The organism is Flavobacterium aquidurense, from assembly GCF_002217195.1.
Lineage (GTDB): Bacteria > Bacteroidota > Bacteroidia > Flavobacteriales > Flavobacteriaceae > Flavobacterium > Flavobacterium frigidimaris.
The window spans coordinates 1-22,951 of sequence record NZ_MUGR01000042.1 but is presented as its reverse complement, the minus strand read 5'-3'; the positions used below and the strand labels follow the sequence as shown (position 1 = coordinate 22,951).

20 protein-coding genes and 1 pseudogene are annotated in these 22,951 nt (G+C 37.8%); 10 read left to right on the top strand and 11 right to left on the bottom strand.

Translation table 11 applies throughout. The features are described from left to right. Positions 1-296 precede the first annotated feature (296 nt). On the top strand, positions 297-863 hold the full coding sequence (locus tag B0A67_RS20155; protein WP_072965183.1) for a DJ-1/PfpI family protein: 567 nt from the start codon (positions 297-299) through the stop codon (positions 861-863). Next, entirely contained in the window at positions 860-1,003 is a 144-nt protein-coding gene (locus B0A67_RS25050) for a hypothetical protein (protein WP_207557363.1), read from the top strand. Before B0A67_RS20155 ends, B0A67_RS25050 begins: the two co-directional genes overlap by 4 nt. A gap of 54 nt (positions 1,004-1,057) precedes the next feature. Here the strand turns inward: B0A67_RS25050 and B0A67_RS20150 are convergent, their stop codons facing one another. Both B0A67_RS20150 and B0A67_RS20145 read right to left on the bottom strand, forming a co-directional pair. Next, on the bottom strand, positions 1,058-1,888 hold the full coding sequence (locus B0A67_RS20150; RefSeq protein WP_072965184.1) for a helix-turn-helix domain-containing protein: 831 nt from the start codon (positions 1,886-1,888) through the stop codon (positions 1,058-1,060). A gap of 342 nt (positions 1,889-2,230) precedes the next feature. Beyond that, positions 2,231-2,989: a phosphatase PAP2 family protein gene (locus tag B0A67_RS20145; protein ID WP_072965185.1), complete on the bottom strand. Its 759-nt coding sequence runs from the start codon at positions 2,987-2,989 to the stop codon at positions 2,231-2,233. 317 nt (positions 2,990-3,306) lie between these two features. Here B0A67_RS20145 and B0A67_RS20140 point away from each other — a divergent pair, with 317 nt between their 5' ends. The 3 genes from B0A67_RS20140 to B0A67_RS20125 all read left to right on the top strand — a co-directional run bounded on the left by B0A67_RS20140 (position 3,307) and on the right by B0A67_RS20125 (position 5,892). Continuing rightward, positions 3,307-3,492 carry a hypothetical protein gene (locus B0A67_RS20140; RefSeq protein WP_072965186.1) on the top strand — a complete coding sequence of 62 codons (186 nt, stop codon included), beginning with the start codon at positions 3,307-3,309 and terminating at the stop codon, positions 3,490-3,492. Between the two features lie 803 nt (positions 3,493-4,295). Continuing rightward, on the top strand, positions 4,296-4,967 hold the full coding sequence (locus B0A67_RS20130) for a response regulator transcription factor (RefSeq protein ID WP_072965188.1): 672 nt from the start codon (positions 4,296-4,298) through the stop codon (positions 4,965-4,967). A 244-nt stretch (positions 4,968-5,211) separates the two neighbouring features. Then, complete coding sequence (locus B0A67_RS20125) at positions 5,212-5,892, top strand: DUF1345 domain-containing protein (protein WP_072965189.1); 681 nt, start codon at positions 5,212-5,214, stop codon at positions 5,890-5,892. Between the two features lie 507 nt (positions 5,893-6,399). On the opposite strand, the gene B0A67_RS20120 is transcribed toward B0A67_RS20125, so the two are convergent. Next, on the bottom strand, positions 6,400-8,100 hold the full coding sequence (locus tag B0A67_RS20120) for a heavy metal translocating P-type ATPase (RefSeq protein ID WP_242670995.1): 1,701 nt from the start codon (positions 8,098-8,100) through the stop codon (positions 6,400-6,402). On the opposite strand from B0A67_RS20120, the gene B0A67_RS25240 reads away from it, so the two are divergent. Beyond that, the gene (locus tag B0A67_RS25240; RefSeq protein ID WP_242670994.1) at positions 8,099-8,407 is read left to right on the top strand and encodes a hypothetical protein; all 309 of its coding nucleotides are present in this window, start codon (positions 8,099-8,101) and stop codon (positions 8,405-8,407) included. The two genes, B0A67_RS20120 and B0A67_RS25240, sit on opposite strands and share 2 nt — an antisense overlap. A gap of 45 nt (positions 8,408-8,452) precedes the next feature. Here B0A67_RS25240 and B0A67_RS25365 read toward each other — a convergent pair whose 3' ends face one another. The 7 genes from B0A67_RS25365 to B0A67_RS25355 form a co-directional block, all read right to left on the bottom strand. After that, the gene (locus B0A67_RS25365) at positions 8,453-8,962 is read right to left on the bottom strand and encodes a bestrophin family protein (RefSeq protein ID WP_317044095.1); all 510 of its coding nucleotides are present in this window, start codon (positions 8,960-8,962) and stop codon (positions 8,453-8,455) included. Positions 8,963-8,967: 5 nt separating this feature from the next. Beyond that, positions 8,968-9,429 (bottom strand): bestrophin family protein, encoded by a 462-nt coding sequence (locus tag B0A67_RS25360; RefSeq protein WP_317044094.1) that lies wholly within the window; start codon positions 9,427-9,429, stop codon positions 8,968-8,970. Beyond that, positions 9,401-9,865 carry an MgtC/SapB family protein gene (locus B0A67_RS20110; protein WP_072965191.1) on the bottom strand — a complete coding sequence of 155 codons (465 nt, stop codon included), beginning with the start codon at positions 9,863-9,865 and terminating at the stop codon, positions 9,401-9,403. The genes B0A67_RS25360 and B0A67_RS20110 overlap by 29 nt, the downstream gene beginning before the upstream one ends. A gap of 130 nt (positions 9,866-9,995) precedes the next feature. After that, the gene (locus tag B0A67_RS20105; RefSeq protein ID WP_123887439.1) at positions 9,996-10,283 is read right to left on the bottom strand and encodes a heavy metal-binding domain-containing protein; all 288 of its coding nucleotides are present in this window, start codon (positions 10,281-10,283) and stop codon (positions 9,996-9,998) included. Positions 10,284-10,296: 13 nt separating this feature from the next. Further along, a complete protein-coding gene (locus tag B0A67_RS20100) occupies positions 10,297-11,559 on the bottom strand; it encodes an efflux RND transporter periplasmic adaptor subunit (protein WP_072965193.1) in 1,263 nt (420 codons plus the stop codon). 11 nt (positions 11,560-11,570) lie between these two features. Further along, positions 11,571-15,920 carry a CusA/CzcA family heavy metal efflux RND transporter gene (locus B0A67_RS20095; protein ID WP_072965194.1) on the bottom strand — a complete coding sequence of 1,450 codons (4,350 nt, stop codon included), beginning with the start codon at positions 15,918-15,920 and terminating at the stop codon, positions 11,571-11,573. Positions 15,921-16,301: 381 nt separating this feature from the next. Further along, positions 16,302-16,637 carry a DUF6660 family protein gene (locus B0A67_RS25355; protein ID WP_072965195.1) on the bottom strand — a complete coding sequence of 112 codons (336 nt, stop codon included), beginning with the start codon at positions 16,635-16,637 and terminating at the stop codon, positions 16,302-16,304. Between the two features lie 307 nt (positions 16,638-16,944). Here B0A67_RS25355 and B0A67_RS20085 point away from each other — a divergent pair, with 307 nt between their 5' ends. Genes B0A67_RS20085 through B0A67_RS20070 form a run of 4 tightly spaced genes read left to right on the top strand, consistent with a single transcriptional unit; the run spans position 16,945 to position 21,792 of the window. Then, entirely contained in the window at positions 16,945-17,631 is a 687-nt protein-coding gene (locus tag B0A67_RS20085; RefSeq protein ID WP_072965196.1) for a response regulator transcription factor, read from the top strand. Continuing rightward, complete coding sequence (locus B0A67_RS20080; protein ID WP_072965197.1) at positions 17,624-18,892, top strand: sensor histidine kinase; 1,269 nt, start codon at positions 17,624-17,626, stop codon at positions 18,890-18,892. Before B0A67_RS20085 ends, B0A67_RS20080 begins: the two co-directional genes overlap by 8 nt. Before the next feature lie 55 nt (positions 18,893-18,947). Then, complete coding sequence (locus B0A67_RS20075) at positions 18,948-20,909, top strand: LTA synthase family protein (RefSeq protein ID WP_072965198.1); 1,962 nt, start codon at positions 18,948-18,950, stop codon at positions 20,907-20,909. Between the two features lie 4 nt (positions 20,910-20,913). Further along, on the top strand, positions 20,914-21,792 hold the full coding sequence (locus B0A67_RS20070; protein ID WP_072965199.1) for a diacylglycerol/lipid kinase family protein: 879 nt from the start codon (positions 20,914-20,916) through the stop codon (positions 21,790-21,792). Positions 21,793-22,607: 815 nt separating this feature from the next. On the opposite strand, the pseudogene B0A67_RS25045 reads toward B0A67_RS20070, so the two are convergent. Continuing rightward, a pseudogene (locus B0A67_RS25045) lies at positions 22,608-22,951 on the bottom strand (recombinase family protein); the annotation flags it as partial.

Below are 22,951 nucleotides of genomic sequence, written 5' to 3'. Positions count from 1 at the left end.
TACCACCAACAAGTAAATAATAATCCTTTACATTATATTCTTTAAAGCGTTTGTCAAATTATAATTTCTTTGATTATCATAAATAACAACGGCTTTGCAGTATAGGAGACCTTTCTTCTTTGACTAAAGATGGGCTTAAAGCCTTTTATTTATAGCTTTCACATAAAGTACAATTAAAGATACCAAAAGTATAATTTTTATAGATTAACCTTAATCTACATTTGTCGTGGCGCAAAAATAGCTTAGCCGGCATAAGATATAGCGTATTAAATTAATATATCAATTAAAATTTCAACATGAAAATTATACAAATTACCCTGGTAATCCTTTCGTTTATCTTTTGCTCAATAGATGTTAACGCACAAAATAGTAAATTCAATATTCCAAAAGATCGTAAGATCAATATTGCAGTGTTAGTTTATGATGGATTACAAATAGTAGATACCGGCGGTCCAATCGATGTTTTTATCAAGGCCAATAATATGAATGGAAAGTATAATATTTATACGGTATCAGCTACGGATAAAAAGAAAATAGTTATGGATGGAGGAACGGTAAATTTGATCGCAATGTATACCATTTATGATGCATCACAATCTGATATCCTTATTATTCCAGGAACTTCTCCGGAGATAGTCAAATCTGTATCTAAAGACAAAAATATGATGGACTGGATTATAAAGCAAAATGAAAAGACCCAAATCACCATGTTGGTCTGTACTGGAGGCCTTATACTTGCAAATACAGGATTGCTTGACGGGCATTCGGCAACTACACACCATTGGTCATTAGATGAGTTGAGATCACATCCGAAAATAAAGGTGAAGCAGGAGGCGCGATTTGTAGCAGATGGCAAGTTTTGACCGGTGCAGGAATTACTTCAGGAATAGATACAGCTCTGCAGGCCGTCGAGCTGATTCACGGTAAAGATTTTGCTGATGAAATTGCTCAGGGTATGGTCTATGACCGTTACAATGACATGAGTTTTTTACTAAAAAAATAATACTATCAAAAAACTACTGATAATTCAATTTATCAGTAGTTTTTCTATTTTAGCCTAAAGCTGTTTTTTATGAAATTCCTTAGTAGTTTTGCCTGTATGTTTCTTAAAGAATCGGTTAAAATAGCTGTCAGTTTCAAATCCCAGTTGCCATGCAACTTCCTTACTCGAAATATTGGACCAATAGAGCAGCCTTTTTGCCTCTAATAATAAATGTTCATCGATAAGCTGTTTTGGAGTTTTAAAAGTAGAGCATTTAATATACTGAGTTAGTATGCGTGTACTTATATTGAGGCTATCGGCGTAGAATTTTACTTGATGCTGCTTTTGATAATTTTCTTTTAAAAGCATTCTAAAATTCTTATATATCGCGTTTTCATTTCGAACAGATACTGGATAAATCTCTGATAATTTGAAACATTTAACAATTAAGACGTTCAGTAAGGCTCTTAGTAATTCATAATCCATTTTATCTTTTATACTTTCCCTTGCCATGATTTTAATAATTTCATCCAGTTCATTAATTTCATTTGAAGAAATATTTATAAAGGGCCGCGAAAATACATGACTTACCTTTTGTAAAAACTTCTGCTGTTGATCTGAAATGAAATTTGTCGAAAATGCCACCGATATAATTTTGCACCCACTCATTTCTGGATGCGTATGTACATGATCAATATCCAGCATTAAAACTGCGGGAGATGCAACTAATTCATGGTCGAAATCAGAAAGATGGGTGACAGAACCCTCATACAAAAAACTCAGGATATAATAATTGTGGCTATGTGCATTTACATCCGAAAGCATGAATGCATGCAAGTCATTTTCATCAAGGAATACGAAATCATTTTTGAGATCTATGTTATATCTGGGTAAAATAGTATCCATGCTTTAAATTCTTCTGATATTATTTTCAAAATTTAGTGCTCGTTCTCAATTTCATAAAAATGCTTGGTAGTCGCTTATTTCTTCATACCCTATATTCCATATGATAAAACCCGCTTTCAGGTCCTGAAAGCCGAACAATTGCCATACCCCAAAAGTATATTAAACCCCCGAATTTAGATTATCTGCTTTCTATAAAGTTTTCAAAATTGGTATCAAAGCAGAAAGCTTATTGGAGTTAATCAAGTGTCGACTTCTACAGTAGTAACAAAAGAAATTTCCTTTCGAAGAAAGTGCTGTATCCAACATTTTAATTTGCAGCTGGCAAACTTTTAATTACTTATTTTAAAATGATTTTACAAATGCGATTCTAAATTGCCTTCCGTCATATGAGGGCATCAGAAAGGAGGTAGATTTGCGTTCTTTTTCACCAAATATTTTTCTGGTCACATATGGATTCAGCCAATATGCTGCTTTGGTACTTAAAATCCCAATTCCTGCTCCAGCTGCTACATCGGTAAGCCAGTGCCTGTTGTTGTACATTCTAAATAATCCTGTCCCTGCAGCAATTGCATAGCCCGCCACACCATACCATACAGATTGATCTTTATATTCCTGATAGAGGAACTCCGCTCCTGCAAAAGCTATAGCAGCGTGACCGGAAGGGAAAGAATTTTTAGTGGTTCCATCCGGACGCTCAATATTGGTTATGGATTTTAATGCCATCACACTTCCTAAAGTAAAAATAGTAGAGGTGGCTAAAATGACAGAGCGGTCCCTTATATTATTTTTTCCTTTCACACCAAATGCATTAAGGGCATAAACTGAAACAGCGGGAACGTATCGGGAAAAATCGTCAATGGTTACTTTTTTGTCTATGTTTTCTGTAATTTCATTACGAATCTGAAAATTAAAACTCTTAATCTGTCCGCTTTCAATTCCCCAAAATCCATATCCTAACAGTATACCAGGAATAATAAGCTGTTTATAATTGAATTGTATATTTTTAACCGTATCTGTAAAGGTACTGTCTCTTTCGTTGAATCCTTGCGAAGAGACTGTAAAAGATATTAGCAAAAGCAATGAACTGATAATTCTTCTCATATATAAATTATTGAAATATATTTTAGATGTAAAGCGATTCAATTAGATCCTGAGAATACTTCATTTTGAGACTCTTAAATAAAGATATTAATTTTTCGCCAGGTAGAATTTTTTCTACAATTTGAAATCTTGTACAACAGCCAAAGGTTGAAAATTAATTAGGTATAAATTCTTAATATTTTGTTATTCATGTAATCTTAAGTAAATCCTAAGAATTCACCACTTTGATTGCAGTAATTTAGTATAAACATATCGTTAAGCGCTAATTAAGATCGCTTGAACAAGGTATTAAGTTTATTAATTAAAAATTATTTATTATGAGCACAAAGGAAAAAGAGGGACATGACCACCCTGAACACGACAAGCATAAGGAGCATCACACACATCCAGAACACCACGAAGGTGAAGCAGGAAAAAATCATCCTGAGCACCATGATGAGCAAGAGCATCACAAAGAGAAAGAACACCATCCAGAAGGTGAACACCACAAAAAAAACAAATAATCCCCAAAGATGTTTTTAACGCCCCCTTGGTCTATTGATAAGGGGGCGTTTTTTTGTTTTGGAGGTTTTATTATCAATAAAAAACACCTTTTTAATCACGATGCTCTCTCGAAAAATTCGTATTAAGTACTATTTACTTTTCAATGTGTCTGTTTTTTTGTAGCTTTACAATGATGAGCTATCAAAGATCCATTTTTGTAATTTTACTGGCAATACGTCTACTGACATTGCTGTTAATTCCATGTGGAGATGTGGAGCTTCCCCCTACTGTTGAGAAGTATAGCATTTCTCTTCAAAAAAGCAGCGATAGTCATAATCACAAAGCTGTTTGCTGCTCGTTTTGCCAGTGTGCAAGCTGTAAAGGAGCTGTTGCTCTTACAGAGGTAAGTCAACTTTCTTTCTATTTTACTTTTCAATTTAAGGCAGGTACTTCCAACCTGTACGGATCCTTTCCTTCCCATTACCTTAGTTGTATATGGCAGCCTCCACAGATAGGTTACGCTCAAGCATAGCCACAAATTCCTTTTCATTTTTTTTTTGCAGGTGCCTCAGGAGGCATTTGTCAAATTTCAGTATTTTTTAAATGCTGCAATTATATATTGACCTAAGGCAGGGGAAATTTTGTTTCTGCTTTGCGTCTGTACAATCTTATATCAGTAATTAAAATGAATTTCTAATTAAAAAGGCTGGGCTTAGTTTTAGATCTGCAGACTAATTGCATATGCATTTAAACTGCCTTTCAAAATAAATCTTATTATTTAGGATTGTAAGCAAATCTCTAACCGTTAATTACCTAGTTGATAATGAATATTCTTATAATTGATGACCAGCCTAAAAATGTAGATTTCTTGCGCCTTGGGCTGGAGGATGAGGGACATTTTGTCCATACTGCCGAAGATGGACAGGAGGGAGTCCTGCGGGCAACAACACGAAACTATGATCTTATACTGGTAAGCTGGATACTTCCATCAGCATCAGGTATGGAAGTATGCCAGGCAATAAGAGTGTCTGATATCCATACACCAATAATTTTTCTCACAGTAAAAGATTATCTGGAAGATACCATTATAGGGTTGGAGTGCGGAGCTAACGATTACATAAAAAAGCCATTTGGTCGAGCCGAACTCCTTTCAAGGATCATGGTGTACGAAAAAAAAGGACATAAAAAGTCAGAACGTGAATATAGACTCTCGGATATTATTATAAATATGAGCAGTTACAAAGTATTTAAAGCCGACAGGGAAGTAGTGCTGACCCGCAAAGAATTTCTTCTGCTGGCTTACCTTGTACGGCATAAGGGAGAGGTCTGTTCACGAGTGGATATTATACGGGAAGTCTGGGGGATAGATTACGAATATGACGCAAGTATCATTGATGTTTTTATGAGTAACGTACGAAAAAAACTCCGTATCAATGCCGATGACAAAAGACTGCGAACCATCAGGGGAATTGGCTTTATGGCTGACGAAATCTGAAAGCCCAAATCTGAATCTGATCATGACCATATACAAAATTAGGGTTACAAATTATTAATCTGCAACTTTTACTTCTGTTAAAGAATTATAGTCATAAAAACAGGATCAATTCAGCTAATAACCGTATGGAATGGTACTGTTTTTTAAGTCAATAAATTTAACCTGATGAAGTGGTAGAAATTTGGCTTTAAAAAACGATCACAGAGTATTTTAACGTAAATTATAAATTATAAAATAGTAAATTTTGAAATTAACAAAGAACTGGATTACCAAAATTGACAGCCATCTAAGGCTGTATATTTCAATAGGCACTGGAATTGGCATTTTTTTTATTCTGGGGGATTTGGAGAAGGCCTCTATTCACTGGATGGCTTCCTGGCTGGCGTTCTCAGGTATGTTTCTTTTTTTATCCTGGATGACCATTTTTGGATGTCATCCCAAAGAACTTCACAAAATAGCTGAAAAGCAGGATTCGGGACGATCACTCATTATGATTTTAATCTTACTGGCCTCTCTGATCAGCATGATTGCCATAATTTTATTTTACAAAACTTCAGAAAAAATGGAAGGCGCAGAACTCACTACCCATATTTTATTGACAATCTTCTCAGCCATATTTGCATGGTGGCTTGTACATACCACTTTTACTTTCAAATATGCTCATCTTTACTATGCCGTTGGGGAGCAGAAAGAAGGCAGACAGGTATACGGAGGACTTGATTTTCCTGACGAAAATACTCCTGACTATCTGGATTTTTGTTATTTTTCCTTTGTGCTTGGAACCACCTTTCAGGTATCAGATGTTAATATTACAGCCCGGCATATACGAAGAATAGCTTTGCTCCATGGACTGCTTTCTTTTTTCTTTAATACCATTATTTTAGCTCTTAGCATTAACATAATTGCAGGACTGATTCAAAAATAATCTTGGGTTAGATCTAAAAGGCATCACGCAAAATACAAAAGCTTGATGTGATAAGACATGCTGGCTGATAAAGCATTTCAGCTGTCCCTCTGATAGTAAGTGCAGCACAGGATCTTTTCCAGTTGATCTTTAGCTAAACCCAGCGGCTTAACTAACAAATTTAATCCTCAACTAGGGGAGAAACTGCCTTGAGAGTATTTCATCATTTGTATATGATCCTCTTATTAACTGAAATGGAATAAGCAATCTTATGCCAATTAAAGCGGGTAGAGAAAAGCTTTAGATATATCAACTGGAAAAAGATTCCGCAGCCGGCGTAAATTCTTGCGTCAATTAAATCTGGGATTCTTCAATCAGCTGTATCTGGAAATACAAAAAAAAACAGGTAGCAATCGAATGACGATTGCTACCTGTTTTTAAAATATAGATGGTAGTTCTATAGATATAAATGATAACTCTCCAGCTTCCAGCTTTGTAAATATTGGTTTTGTAATGCCGGTGCTATTGTTACATTTTTAATCTCTGGATCCTTACAGCGTTTAAGATAGCTAAGAGCGATACCCCTACATCAGCGATTACCGCTTCCCAAAGTGTAGCAACACCTCCGGCTCCTAATGCCAAAACTATTACCTTTACGACCATTGCAAGGATTATATTCTGCCATACGATTTTCTTTGTCAGTTTTCCGATTTTTATGGCTGTAACAATTTTAGAAGGCTGATCATTTTGTATCACGATATCCGCTGTTTCAATTGTAGCGTCGCTGCCAAGTCCTCCCATAGCGATACCTGCATCTGCCAGGGCTACAACAGGAGCATCATTGACACCATCACCCACAAAGGCAATTTTCTTACCGTCGTTTTTCAATGCCGTTACTTTTTCCACCTTTCCTTCCGGGAGTAAATCCCCGTAAGCATTGTCAATTCCCAGACTTTTGGAAACTTCATCCACAACGGTCTGTTTGTCTCCGGAAAGCATTACGGTTTGTATATTTAAAGCATGAAGATCTTTGATGGCTCTGGAGGCATCTTCCTTTATTTTATCAGCAATTGTAATGTGTCCCTTATATTGTTTGTCAATAGCAATCACTAAAATAGTATATACAATAGTATCAACCTCAGCTGGATATTCGATGTTGAATTTTTTCATCAGCTTGGTATTTCCGGCAAGTACCTCTTTACCATCTATAGTTCCTTTAAGACCATGGCCGGAAATTTCCTCAACATTGGAAATTGCTATGCTTTTGATACTGTCCTTACCTGCATGTTCTACCACGGCAAGCCCAATAGGATGGGTGGACTGGCTTTCAATAGCCGCAGCATATTTAAGGAGTTCATCCTTTTCTATATCTTTTGAATTGATTTCCTGAACTTTAAAGATGCCTTCGGTCAGCGTTCCGGTTTTATCCATTACCACTACATTGATTTCAGTCATTACATCAAGGAAATTGGAACCTTTAAACAAAATACCATTTCGGGAGGCAAGTCCTATTCCGCCAAAATAACCCAAAGGGATTGATACCACAAGTGCACAAGGGCAGCTGATCACAAGAAATACTAGTGCCCTGTAGAACCATACATTAAACTCGTAAGGGTCTACAAAGAGGTAGGGAACGAAGCAGACTGCAACGGCAAGGGCAAAAACGATAGGTGTGTATATTTTTGCAAATCTGCTTATAAAGAGCTGTGTCTGGGATTTACGAGAGGTGGCATCCTGAACCATCTCAAGAATTTTACTGAGCTTGCTGTCCTGAAAAAGCGAAGTTACTTTTATTTCGGCAACCGTATTTAGGTTAATCATTCCGGCATAAATCTGTTCTCCCTTGTTTTTTGTATCGGGCTTGCTTTCTCCTGTCAGGGCTGCTGTATTGAAGGATGCTTTATCAGAAATAAGTTCACCATCTAGGGCTACTTTCTCTCCAGGCTTTATTTGGATGATTTCACCGGGTTTTACTTCTTTCGGGTCTACAACTACAAAGCCGCCGTCCCTCTGAACAGCAACCTGATCGGGTCTAATGTCTAAAAGTGCCTTAATGCTTCTTTTCGCGCGGTTAACAGCTGCGTCCTGAAACCATTCCCCTATTGAATAAAATGCCATCACGGCAACACCTTCACTGTAGGAACCAATGGCAAAGGCGCCAATTGTAGCAACGCTCATTAGGAAAAATTCATTAAAGAAGTCAAATCTTATGGCCTTTCTGTAAGCCATGTATAAGACATTATATCCGGCAAGGAGATATGCTGCAGTAAATATTATTAGGTCAGCTGGAAAAGGAGGTACAAACTTAAAACCGAATTCAAGTACAAGCATTATCACAAGTATAACTATGGCCAGCAAAAGCTGCCAGTGGCTTTTCCATCCTGAATCAGTATCTTCGGCTCCGTGGTCGTGCCCGTCGCTATCCGAGTGCTGCTCTTCCTTGTGGACAGCTGTTACTTTTTCGTTTTCTTTTGGATCTCCAACAGGAGTTCTATTTGGAGAATCCGTATTTTGGGTGTTTTCACTCATAATGTAGTTTTTTAGGGCGGTATTGGAAAATACCGCAAGGTTATTGTATAAACTAGTTAATGTAATAGTAAGAGTCTGTTTGAATCGCCGGTATGACTGTATCGCTGCAAATTTCCTTTATGTTGTTTTCTATAACAGCGCAGAGTGCCGTCATGGGTATATCGGTGGGACTGTTCTCAAAAGGGTCCTGCATGATGATGGCTGTTTTTTCCACTGCTATAAACGTTGAGGATATAATAATGGTCAAAACAATTTCAATTGCTGGAAAACTGTCTTCAAGTCCAAAGGGAAGGATAGAGGTAAGAAGATAAATCAGAAAGTGGATCAGTAAGCTGTAGGATTTTGGAAATATGGTGTTTTTAATTCTTTCGCATTTTCCCATAGCGTCGTTGAGCCGGGCAATAGTAGTATCGATCTGTACCTGTTTATTGTCATTTAGCCCGAATTTTTTTGTAACAAGTGCCAGCTGATCCGCATGTCTGTTCAAAAGCTCAGCGGGAACATTATTTGCTTTTATATGGTGCTGCTCAAGATAAGATCCGACCCGCTTGGAAAAGGGAATCTTTCTCAGGCTTTCCGATAGAGCAAAACACCAGATAACCTGTCTCTGGGCAATTCTTTTAATTCAGGTTCAGACTCTGGCAGGAACTGTTTTATCTGCCTTATTAATGTTCTGGAATCATTGACAATTTCTCCCCATACTTTTCTAGCTTCCCACCAGCGGTCATAGGACTGCGCGGTACGAAAAGCAAGCAGTAATCCTACTATTGTTCCCATTATGCTGGTTATGGGAAGAGGTATTGCAATTTCACGCAGTATGGTATTATGGTCAAGGGTACCGATTACCAAAGCATAGGTTATGATAGCGGCGAGATCAACCCAAATCGATTTAATGAAAAACACTATGGAACTTTTGTTGTTTTTAACTAGCATAGTAGTAGCTTTTATGGTTTTTATAAAATTGATTATTAGGAAAGCCAGATCACTAATCCCAAATAATTTATAGATCCTTATGACTTGAATGGTCATATTTTATCTTTTTTTTCCACCTGATATACCATTTTTGGTGATGGAGGGAAAGTAAAAAATATAATGCACCAGCACTTGCCACGGCAATTATATACATGTTCAGACCGACGGCTACTCCCACAGCCGATGTGCACCAGATTGTAGCAGCAGTTGTAAGGCCATGTGAAGATTCCCCGTGATTGTTTCGGTAAATAATGCCGGCACCAAGAAAACCTACTCCTGTTATAATATTGGCTATTACCCTTGAGGCGGCACCTGGGTCTGCTGCGAGATGAACTGTAATAGAAGTAAAGAGTGTTGCACCTATAGATACAGCTGCGTATGTCCTTACCCCGGCATCATGCCCGTGCCTTTCCCTATCCAAGCCTATGAAGAATCCTAAAATTAAGGAAACCAGCAGTTTTAGAAGTATAACCAGTTCTGTATTAATATCCATGTCTATGTAAATTACGAATTAATTGCCAACCACTAATTTTTTTAATCCTTAAAACCAGGCACATTATATGCCGTACCTGGTATTTTAGATTTATTCCAGCGCCGTTTCAACAATTTTAGGTTACTGGAACCTAATGTTCATGCCCTTGATGGTTTTTAGGATCATGCTTATGCCCCTGATGGTTTTCCTCGTTTACTTTGATGAGTTTCATTTGGCATACCGGACATTTCCCTTTTGCTTTATATACTTTTCCCTTTTCACAATTCATTGGGCATTCATAGGCCAGTGTGTGCAGGTCTGAATCCTTATGCTCATGTTTTTGGTCATCGTGAGCAGAAATTTTTTGGTCATTATTCCTGCAGGAAAAAGCTGTTAAAGCGCTTAATATCAAAATAATAAATAAAATTTTAGTTTTCATAATTATGATCTTATTAGTGGTCATGACCTCCGCCGCCTTCACTTTTTAATAAATGACTTTGGATATAATACGCGCCTTTGGTCACAATTTTGGAGCCAGCATCGATTTTCTGAAGCAGCGTTACTTGTATGAATCCCAGTTGTGAGGTACCTGTTTTTACTTCAATACGCTGGAAATGGTAGGTTTTGCCTTCATTCTCTTCGTGTTTGTCTCCATCGTCATGAGCGTGCCCCTGCTTGTCATCGTGGGATTCTTCTTCCTTATGTCCCTCTTCAAGAACAAATATAAATTCGCGGCCGTCCGCTTTAACTATAGCTTCCAAAGGAAGGGCGCTGACAGATTTTATACCGATGTCGATAAGGGCATTGATGTACATTCCGGGAATTAACTGCTGCTTGTCATTGATGATATCCGCATGCACGGCAACCGATTTGGTTTCATTTTCAAATGATTTTCCCACACTGAAAATTTTCCCTTTAATTTCAGTGTTATCTTGATTGGTCAGAATAAAACGTACATCCTGGCCCGGTTTTACCTTACGAAGATCTTTTTCATAAACCAGCAGATCAACGTGCAGTTTTGAATTATCTACAATACCAAGAAGTGGTTTTCCCGCTTCAACGTTGCTTCCCAATTTGATATTAATTTCAGTTATAAATCCTGAAATAGGTGCCTTTACAGCCACAGTTGAGGTTGCAGCTCCATTTGGGTTAATGTTTAACGTTGATAACTGTCTTTGAAGAGAGCTGAATCTGGCCTTTTCAATTTCATAATTGGATTTGGTCTGCTGGAATACTTTCTTAGAGTTAACTTCCTCAGCGCTTAGTGTTTTTTGTCTTTCAAATTCCAGTTTAAGATACTCTAAATTACTTTTAGAGGTAAGGTACGCTTCTTGTATTTTGGCGAATTCAGGACTTTCAATAGTAGCAATAACCTGTCCTTTATTTACGTGCTGCCCCTCTATGACAGAAATACTTTTGACGATTCCGGTTGTAAAGACAGATACATCTGCCTGGTTCTGCGGAGGAAGTTTTGTATAACCATTAGCGTTGATAACATCACTTAGGTTTTTCTGTGAAAAGCCTCCAAGCTCTATTTGTGATCCCGTGAACTGAGCTTCATTTAGTTCTACTTCTTTGATTCCTGCAGCCTGCTTTTCTTCGGTTTTCGCTTCTTCTTTTGGAACTTCAGCATCTGTCTTGCGAAGTGTAAAATAAAGGATTATTGCAATTACTACAGCAGCACCTACTGCATATATTATATTTGATTTTTTCATTATAACTTAAATTATTGATTTATTAAATACTGAATTGCAATTACTGTCTGATTGTATTTGCTGATAGCATCATTATAGTTTAATTGTATCGTGGAAGCTGTTTCAATACTTTGAACATATTCGACATACGAAATATCGCCGTTTTGATATCCCTTTGTTGCATTTCGAATTATGGAATTAGCATTCGCAATTGCAGTGTTCTGGTAAAAGTCAATCAATGACTGATAGGTCTGGAGCTGTTTGGTCAATTGTTCAAATTGAGTTTTTACCTGAGCATAGAGGTACTCTGAGTTCTTTTTTTCCACCTCTATAAACGTTTTTGCTGCTTTTGATTTGGCAGTGCCGCTTCCGGCAAATACAGGAAGTGAAACTCCCACTGAGAAGCCTTGGAACTGCAGCGAGTTATCTTCTATGGCCGCGCTGTAAAGATCCTGGCTTCCGCTGATCGATTGTATAAAGTATCCTGCTGAAAAATCAGGAAGCAGCACAGACTTTTGAACTTTATAATTGGCCTGGGCAATTTTTACCTGATTCTCAGAAAGCTGAAGAGCTGGATTTTGTTTCACAAGAGCAGTGTCAGCGGCAACAGCAAACGGTATTTGCACAAAAGTGGTATCGGAGGCCATAAAATCGCTGTCAAGATTCATAAGGGTTTTCAGGTTGGAGACTTCAATCTGCAGCTGTGTGCTGTTTTCCTTAATACGCTGTTCCAGTTCCTGCTGTTTGGCAAGGGCAATAGATTTTTCCAGAGAGTTGGTTTCCCCTGTCTGGAATTTAAGAGCTGCTGACTTTACAAACTTCTGGAGAATCACATTCTGTTTTTCAAGAATGCGGTTTTGCTTTTGAAAATACAGCATTGTGTTCCAGGATTGGCGAATACTGTATTTTATTTCCTGTTTAGTAATACCTAATCTTGTCTGGCTTGCGTTGCTGTATTCGGTCAGCAGTTTTTTGCGAGCACCGATTTGAAATGGGCTGATGCCCTGTGTTACACTAATATTTTTGTCATTAGCCTGCGAGTTGATTTTCCCGAAAGTACCAAGGAATTCGGTTTTGGGAAGATCCCACGCCGAGCGCTGCAATTGTGACTGTGCCTGTGTATCGAGCTGGGATGCCTGTATGCTTTTATTATTTTTCAAACCAAGGTCAAGGGCTGTTCCTAAATTCATGGACTGCACAGGTCCCTGGGCATTTGCTGTTACAGAGCACACAGTCAAAACCAAAACAGTAAGAACCGCTTTTCCGGGACTTTTAATCTTGCCTATACCTTTTTCAAAATACAAATAAAGGATCGGCAGCACGATTAGAGTCAGCAATGTTGCTGTGATAAGTCCTCCAATAACAACCGTTGCGAGGGGCTTCTGAACTTCTGCACCTGCGTTGGTACTTATAGCCATTGGAAGAAATCCCAGTGACGCTACAGCAGCTGTCATGACCACAGGACGCAGTCTGACTTTGGTTCCTTCCCTAATTCGGTCATATACATCCTGCATGCCTTCCGCTTTTAATTGGTTAAAATATCCGATAAGCACAATACCATTAAGTACCGCTACACCGAATAACGCAATAAACCCAACTCCGGCAGATATACTAAAGGGCATATCACGAATCCACAGGGCAAAAATTCCGCCAATTGCCGATAATGGTATGGCTGTAAAGATCAGCAGTGACTGTTTGATAGAATTGAAAGTAAAATAAAGTAAAATCAAAATCAGTCCAAGCGCAATAGGAACTGCTATGGAAAGACGCTTGCTGGCATCGATAAGGTTCTCAAAAGACCCTCCATAGGTGGTGTAATAGCCGTCAGGTAATTTTAATTTAGCGTCAAGTTTGGCCTGGATTTCCTTTACAATGCTTTCCACATCGCCGCCTCGGACATTAAAACCGACAACAATTCTTCTTTTGCCGTTCTCACGTGAGATCTGCATTGGACCATCTTCATAATTTACATCGGCAATCTGCTCCAGTGGAATCTGGCTTCCCGATGGCAGTGTAATGAAAAGTGTTCTTAAGTTGTCAATATCCTTTCTGCTTTCGTTGTCCAGTCTCACAACCATGTCAAAGCGTTTTTCCCCTTCGTAGACAACACCTGCGACTTCACCGGCAAATCCCATACGGACTACTTTATTCAGGTCGCCAATTTTCAAGCCATAAAGGGCTAATTTATCTTTGTTATAGCGGATTGTAATTTGTGGCAGACCCGCAACGCGTTCTGCTTTAGCATCTGCAACGCCTTTCACGCCTTTTATAAGCTGCACAACTTCTTCACCTTTGCTAACGAGCATGTCGATATCTTCGCCAAATATTTTAATAGCAACATCGCTTCGTACTCCAGTCATAAGCTCATTGAAACGCATTTGGATTGGCTGTGAAAATTCAGTTGAAGCTCCTGGAATCTCCTCAAGGGCCTCTTCCATTTTTTCCATCAATTCCTCTTTGGTTTCAGCCGAAGTCCATTCACTTTTATCTTTTAGTGTAATGATCATATCACCCGCTTCAATCGGCATCGGATCTGTCGGAATTTCAGCGCTACCAATCTTGGTAACGATCATTTTGATTTCAGGAAATTTAGCTCTCAGTATTTTTTCTGCCTTTGTGGTGGCTTCTATTTCCTGTGTAAGCGAACTTCCTGATGCGATAATAAGGTGTGTAGCAATATCTCCCTCATCGAGCTGCGGGATAAATTCACCTCCCAGTGAATTAAAAACAAGCAGGGCAACAACAAACATAGCCAACGCTACGCCTATTACGGCGGCCCTTACTTTTAGCGCTTTTTCCAATAAAGGGCTGTAGAAGCGGTAAATGGAATCGATTATTTTGTCACTAATGTTTTTCTTATGCCCGGTTTCTTTTTTAAGAGCCAGGGCAGACATCATTGGAACATAAGTCAGTGAGAGTATGAAAGCACCCAGAATCGCAAAAGAAACCGTTTGTGCCATAGGTCCAAACATTTTTCCTTCAATGCCGACAAGGGCAAGAATTGGCAGATAAACAATAAGAATGATGATTTCCCCAAAGGCGGCACTGCTTCTGATTTTAGAAGACGCCTGATATACTTCTTCGTTCATTTCTGCTGTATTGAGCTTGCCTTTATTGCTAACCTGGAGTCGATGTATAATAGCTTCAACGATGATAACGGCACCATCTACAATAAGACCAAAATCTATAGCTCCAAGGCTCATCAGGTTACCGCTTACACCAAATAATTTCATCATTGTGATTGCAAACAACAATGCCAGGGGAATAACAGAAGCTACGACAAGTCCGGCCCTCCAGTTGCCCAGCAACAGTACCAGGATGAATATTACAATAAGGGCACCTTCTATAAGATTTTTTTCGACAGTTGATATGGCTTTGTTTACCAGTACAGTCCTATCCATAAAAGGTTCAATTTCTACGCCTTCAGGGAGTGATTTTTTAATCTGCTCCATTCTTTCTTTAACGATCTTTACAATCTCACCGCTGTTTTCACCTTTCAGCATCATCACCATCCCTGAAACCTCTTCGCCCTTACCATCTTTGGTAACAGCTCCGTAACGAATTCCCGCGCCAATCTGAACCTTGGCTACATCACGAATAAGGATAGGAATTCCATTTTGGTTTTTCACTACGATCTTATTAATGTCATCGATATTATTAACCATACCGATACCTCTGATAAAGTAGGCATAAGGCTTTTTATCGATATATGCACCTCCAGTATTTTCATTGTTGTTTTCCAGCGCATCGAAAATTTCCGTTATCGTGGTATTCATGCTTTTGAGCTTGTCAGGCTGAACAGCAATCTCGTATTGTTTAAGCACGCCTCCCAGCGTGTTGACTTCGGCAACTCCTTTTGTTCCGATAAGCTGGGGCTTGATAATCCAATCCTGAATTGTCTTTAATTCAGTAGCATTGAATTTGTTTTCATACCCTTTTTTAGGGAATACCACGTATTGGTAAATTTCTCCCAATCCAGTACTAAGGGGAGCCATTTCGGGAACTCCTACACCTTTTGGTATTGTGTTTTCTGCTTCTTTTATTCTTTCTGCAATTTGGGCGCGTGCCCAGTATATATCAACGTTTTCCTCAAATACCACTGTCACGACACTCAGTCCGAAGCGACTGATTGAACGAAGTTCAACCATTCTGGGGATTGATTTTACAGACTGTTCAATTGGATAAGTGATGAATTGTTCCACCTCCTGAGTGGCAAGTGTAGGGGAGCTGGTGATAATCTGTACCTGATTGTTGGTTATATCCGGTAATGCGTCGATCGGGAGCGTGTAAAGCGAATAGCTCCCTACAGCTATAAGTACCAGAGTGAATAGTCCAATAATAAACTTATTATTGATACTAAAATGAATTATTTTATCTAACATTATCTTGTTGTAAATTAAATGTATAAAAGCGGTTTTTGATGTTCTCTCCCTGTTTTATCTGCATTATTAATAGCATGCCATATAATGGGCATTGCTAAAAAAATGGAAATGGGGTGAGCACTGCGATCTAAGTGCAGTATACTGATGAACTTGCCTGGTCTTTTAAGGACGGTGTACAGTGAAGAAGTGGTAAATTCTTGCACCGACTCCCAAAAGCAGTAAAAGACAAATCAGAACAGTGATAATTGTTCGCAAAACCGCATAGGGTTTTTTAGGCTGTACAGCCTTCTTTTTTGATTTTATCATTTTGACATAATTAATTGATACTATTATGATACGACAATACATCACAAATGTGAAGTTGCCTGGGTCGCAATAATATTATGAATTAATCTGAGGGGGCTGCCAAATGCTTCCAGTGAAGCTTGATATTAAGATAGATTGGTATTGTGATACCTTAGGAGAAATTTCCTGAATGTTAGCGGGGAAATCAAATGAAATGGTATTTAAGTTGTTAACTACCTGAATTCCACAGCAGGCACAACTACAAAAAGGAGAGCATAAGTCTCTTTCTCCTTTGTGTGAATTACTATCATTATGATTGGATTGTGATATCTCAGTAGATTTTATAACAGCACTATACGCCTCGGTATCAGCGCAGGTAATACCTGAGAGGCTTAGCAGATAGAAAGTTAGTATAAAGCTTAGTATTTTCACGCAATAAAAGTAAATAATTATTTTTAACCTTCCAATAAAATTATGGAAAATTTATATTTCATGCATAAGATTATAGTATAGTGCAATATACAAAAGACGTAAAGTTATCTTTTTCAATAGTGCTTTACAGTTTGTTACTTTGATATCTTAAAATACCATATATACGATTATTTTATGTCGCGACTTACTAAATTTCAGGATTTGGTATTTTTTTACATAGATAAATACAAATAATATTTGCAAGTATATCTTATCTTTGCGTTGATCAGCTGTAATGTAGGATTTTTTAAAGCAGCTTAGTGATAGTATGAAAATTTTATTAGTTGAGGATGAGCAATTTTTGTCCGAAAGCATCAAAGATTATCTCTCTGGCAATGGAATTCTGTGCCAATGCGTAGACAAAGTAGCATCTGCACTTGAAAAAATTGCAGACTATCAGTACGATTGTATTGTGCTTGATCTGGGACTTCCTGATGGCAGCGGATTAGAGCTTCTTTTGGCACTCAGAGAACAGAATAGAAATGAGGGCGTGATTATTATCACCGCTAATGGTATCACACTTGAAAATAAGATCGAAGGATTTAACAGCGGAGCCGATGACTATCTTACTAAACCTTTTGAACTGGCAGAATTAATGGTGCGTATCAAAGCACTGGTGCGCAGAAAGCAGTTTAATGGAAATAACATTGTCCTTTACAATGAAATCGCTATAGACATGCTTGCCAGAACAGTTAAAGTAGGAAACATCTTTATAGACATTACTAAAACGGAAATAGATTTGCTGCTGTATCTGGTTGCCAATGAAAATAAGGTACTGTCCAAGAGTACGATCGCTGAGCATATTTCAGGCGACATGGCAGATATGCTTGATAACCATCATTTCGTATATGCTCATATAAAAAATCTTAAGAAAAAGCTTGTTGACGCAGGTTATGATGATTACATCAAGACCATGTATGGGATGGGTTATAAATGGACGATGAAAAATGAGTAAAAAGCTGCTGGTCAAGACCCTTAAATACTATATGGTATTTTCAATTACAATGCTAATTATTGCGGGCATCGCTTTTTACTTCTTCGGGACTTTGCTTTATCTCAATAATGCAGACCGGGAACTTTTAATTCTCAAAAAAGAATTTGTAAGTCTTTCTCTCCCTGCGCTCAAACCAGATAAAATTGCTGCCTGGAATGAGTTTAACCGTGATCTTAAGATTAGGGATAACGATGAACAGCTTGCCAATGATATTTTTTTTTACCACAGTTATTACAACTGCCTGAGTGAAACTTACGAACGCTACAGGGTTTTGCATTCTCCAGTAAATATTCTTGGTAAAAATTATATTTTTTCTGCCAAGATTAATCTAATTAAAGATGAAGCTTTGATAATAGGAATAGTCCGTCTCTTTGCTATTATTGGCTTTTTGCTGCTGACGGGTTTATTTATCATCACCAGATTTCTCTCAATCCGTTTATGGAAGCCCTTTTACACAACACTGCAGCAAATGGAGCGTTTCGAAATTGATAAAGTAAGCCAGCCTGAACTGCCCAATGTTGATATAGAAGAATTCGAAAGGTTAAATACGGCAATATCCAGGCTGATGGAAAAAAATACAAGTATCTATGCAAGTCAAAGTGAATTTATTGAAAATGCTTCACACGAACTCCAGACACCTCTGGCTATTTTTAAGGGAATGCTTCAGACACTTCAACAACGTGATGATATTACCCAGGGTCAGTTTGAAATTCTGGAAAATGTAAATGTAGCCGCTTCCAGGCTCGGCAAAATTAATAAGAACCTTTTGCTGCTTTCAAGGCTTGAGAGCAAGCAGTTTGATATTACCCAAGGTATGACAGTGAACGCTATTGTTGAGCGCCACCTGCCTTTTTTTACAGAACAGGCACAAGCCAAAAACCTGGAGATACGGTATACTCCTCAGGCAGTCCTGTATGTTTCAGCTAATGCTGTCTTACTTGAAATTGTAATCAACAATCTCTTTAACAATGCTATTAGGCATAATATTGAGGCAGGGGAAATAAGTATACTACTCAAAGAAGATTCATTGTGCTTCAGCAATTCAGGTGAATCGGGACCACTTGACCAGCTTCGTATTTTTAATCGTTTTACTAAAGCGAGCACCAGCTCCCAGGGAAGCGGACTGGGTCTTTCTATCGTCAGCAGGATTGCTACTCTTAATGGATGGAATTTCTCCTACAGATTCGAAGAAAAACAACATTTTTTCTGCTTGGATTTCTAATCTTCTAAATATCTTCTAAATTCATACTGAAGTTTGTTCCAAAATTTCAGTACCTATGTTTACAAATTTCAAATCCGCTGGCAGATTTGACCTGCTGCTTCATTTTACAGTTTGGTTTATATTCAGTTCTCTGCTGCTTCGTATTGCTTTTCTTTTACTTGAATATCAGGACGTATCCTTGGTTTTGCCTGACCTGATCCAAACACTCCTTACCGGACTATTCTACGATCTTGGAACGGTAAGCTTTATTATTCTGCCTGCATCATTCTATTACATGATTATGCCTTCGAGATGGGTGGGGAGTTTAGCCGACACGGTAATTATACTTTTCTTTACTGCACTTTCCATATTCATTCTGGTGCTTACCTTTTTTGCAGAGATTATATTCTGGGGCGAGTTTAAATCTAAATTTAATTTCATAGCGGTGGATTACCTGATTTATACCCATGAGGTATTGGCCAATATCCAGGAATCATATCCGTTGCCCATATTAATTGGCAGCATGCTTTTGATCACGGGACTTTTTATCTTTATTTTCCTCAAAAGGGGTGCCCTTACAAATACGCTTTCAGTATCTGCTTCACCGTTATCTCGTTTTGTTTTGTTTTCATTATTACTTTCAATATCAGTGATATTTACCTGCTTTGTGCGCAATGACATGGCTGAATGGTCTGCCAACCGGTATAATTCTGAGATTTCCAAATCAGGAATTTATTCTTTTGTTGCTGCCTTTCGCAATAACCAGATGGAATATAAGCAATTTTACAGTTCTATTGATGACGATAAGGCATTTGCCCTGGTAAGAAGCAAACTTCAGGGAAGTGGAAATAGTGGTGGGAAAACCATGCGCTCTGTCAGCCGTAAAATAATTGACAGCTGCGGGCAGGAAGAACAGCGAAAGAATGTTGTTTTTATATTAGTAGAGAGTTTCAGCGCAGGATTTATGAAAGAATTCGGCAATAAGGAAAATATTACACCTTTTTTGGACAGTCTGGCTCAGGAAAGTATTTTTTTTAGTGATATGTATGCTACCGGAACGCGAACGGTAAGGGGAATGGAGGCTGTTACACTTTGTATCCCTCCAACACCGGGCCAGAGCATTGTCAAGCGACCGGAAAACAGTGATCTTTTTACTATTGGATCAGTATTCAGAAAAAAGAAATACGCTACGAATTTCTTTTATGGAGGGGACGGATACTTTGATAATATGAATGCCTTTTTTGGAGGGAATGGCTTTACCATTTATGACCGTGGCCGAGGAAGTGTGCTAAGTGATAAAATTAAAACAGTCCGCAACAACATTGAAGACAAAGAAGTGACTTTTGAAAATGCATGGGGCATATGTGATGGTGATATTTATAGCAAGATGCTAAAAACGGCTGATTTGCATTACAGTAAAAAAGAGCTTTTTTTTAATTTTGTGATGACCACTTCCAATCACAGACCATATACCTATCCTGATAATACCATTGATATACCTTCTGGAACTGGGAGAAACGGGGCGGTGAAATACACCGATTATGCACTACGCGAATTTTTCCGTAAGGCCAAGGAAAAACCATGGTTCAAAAATACAATTTTTGTAGTGATTGCTGACCATTGTGCAAGTAGCGCGGGTAAGGATGAAATTGACATAGCCAACTATCATATTCCGGCATTTATTGTCAACATGCCTGAAGATCAAAATCGCAAAGTGCTAAAACAGTGCTCACAGATTGATTTTTTTCCCACCTTATTTTCTCTTATGCATTGGAATTATAACTCCATTTTTTTTGGGAATGATATTTTAAATTCCAATTATGAACAGCGCGCCCTTGTGGGTACTTATAGAAAACTCACCTTAATGAAGAAAAATAAGGTGGTAATACTCTCAGACCAGAAAAAGCAGTCGGCGTATTTATGGGATAAGAAAGACAACAGCCTTTCACCGGTAGATATTGACCAAAATATGCTGGAAGAAACTATTGCCTGGTACCAGACCGCGGATTATCTATTTACCAATAAATTATTACATTAAAATCATGGCTTCACTCTATATTCATTTTATCGTCAATCCAATTTCGGGCGGCGGTACCCATAACATAAATGTTCAAATGATTAGAAATTTTTTTCCCAACCAACATGTAGTAGTGGAATACACTCAGTATAAGGGACATGCCATGGCTCTGACCACCGCCGCTATGCAAAATGACCCTTACTGTATTGTGGCCTGCGGAGGAGACGGCACAGTCAATGAGGTTGCTTCGTGTCTGGTGAAATCTAAAATCATGCTGGGAATTATCCCGGTAGGTTCAGGTAACGGACTGGCCTCGCACCTGAAGATTCCCAAACAGATTAATAAGGCTATGGAAATTATTTCCAAAGGCAGGACCATACGAATTGATGCAGGAAAGGTCAATCATTATTATTTTTTCAGCAATATGGGTATCGCTATGGATGGTATGATTATTAAAAAATATGAAAAGTCCAGAAGAAGAAAGCTGATGTCTTATGTATGGGCATCTATTGTTGCTGCTTTTGAATACCGCACGGCAGAAACTCTTTTGAATATTAACGGTGAGAATATGTGGATAAACCCAATGCTGCTTTTTATTGCCAATTCCAATAAAATGGGCTACGGTATGAGCCTTACTCCGAGGGCCAGTCTTACCGATGGAAAATTGGATATTTTTATAGTTCCAAAAATCAATTTTTTTGGAAAACTACATCTTGCTTTCAGCATTCTTAAAGGAACTACAGAGAGCTTTAAGAAAGCTACAATGATAAAATGTGATACAATGAATATTGTTGTACCAAAGAAAATATTCATTGATGTGCAGATTGACGGTGAATACCAATATCTGAAAACCAATAAACTTTATGTAACTATACTAAAAGAAAGTCTTACTGTAGCAGTTTAATAAAGTTGTGAGCCTAAACTTTGGTAGGTATTTTATAATATCAACCTTTTAGCAGTTTTTATTACAAAAAAAATGTATTTTCATCATGAAAATAATCTTAGATTCAATTGAAATGAACAGAAAAGGCATAATAATCATTATTGAAGATGATCAAGACGATCAGGAGATACTAAAAGAAGTACTTGATAAACTTTCCCACCCAAACAAAATTCTATTTTTTTAGCGACGGTGAGGATGCTCTAGATTTTCTTAACTCCCACTTCAAAGAGCCAGAACGTTTCTAGCTGGTATGATATCGTTTGGGTACTGCATGATATAGCAGTAAAATATCCTAGTAAAAAGTCTGCTAAATACGTGTGGAATTTTTAATAGGACCTCAATTCTAGCATAAAATTAATGACTTCCTCTGCCACGAATCTGCCACAAAACTCTAAGTATTTTTTTTTATATGTATAGAGCACTAAACTGTGGAAATTCTCAATCTGATCTCTTTGTTTTAGGTATTCAAAATTTCTCAAAAAAGAGTCACCTAGTACAGAGTCTAAAAAAAAATAAAGTATTTCTTCCAAAAAAAAAGAGCTTCTGTGAATCATCTTTCGTATTAATTAAGACAATAATTTTAGTCTAAAATTAACTTATATATATATTATTTTTTAGACATCTTGAAAGTAGAAGTCACTAAATTTATGTAAGGGGATATATCATTATCGAAAAGTTTAATTAGTTATTTTTTAAAACATTATATCACAAAATATCCTCAAATGAGTCGGCTAAAATTTTTAAATCTTCAAGTAAAAGGTTCATATTCGCTCCTTCTAAGTCACCTCTTGGGACAAATCAGAATTTTTCTGATTTGTCCCTTTTTTTTTATTGTCTAAGCCCTTGTAAAATAAGAGCATTAGCCTCAATCCTTCATTAATTCTGGTGGTTCGAACCTGATTATTTTCAAAAGTGAGTTTTTCAGGAAAAATCGAACCTATAATCTTTCTTTTCCTTGCTGTTGTTCCTTCTACGTATAATGTTGCAAGTTGAGAAATATTACTGATAGCCTTATTCAGTAGGGGTTCCACGTTTGCAGTACCTTTAATTCCAGAGGTTAATTTTACTTCGAGCCTGTTTATTCTTTCCTCAGTTTCTAATTTTATTATACGGTAATCAT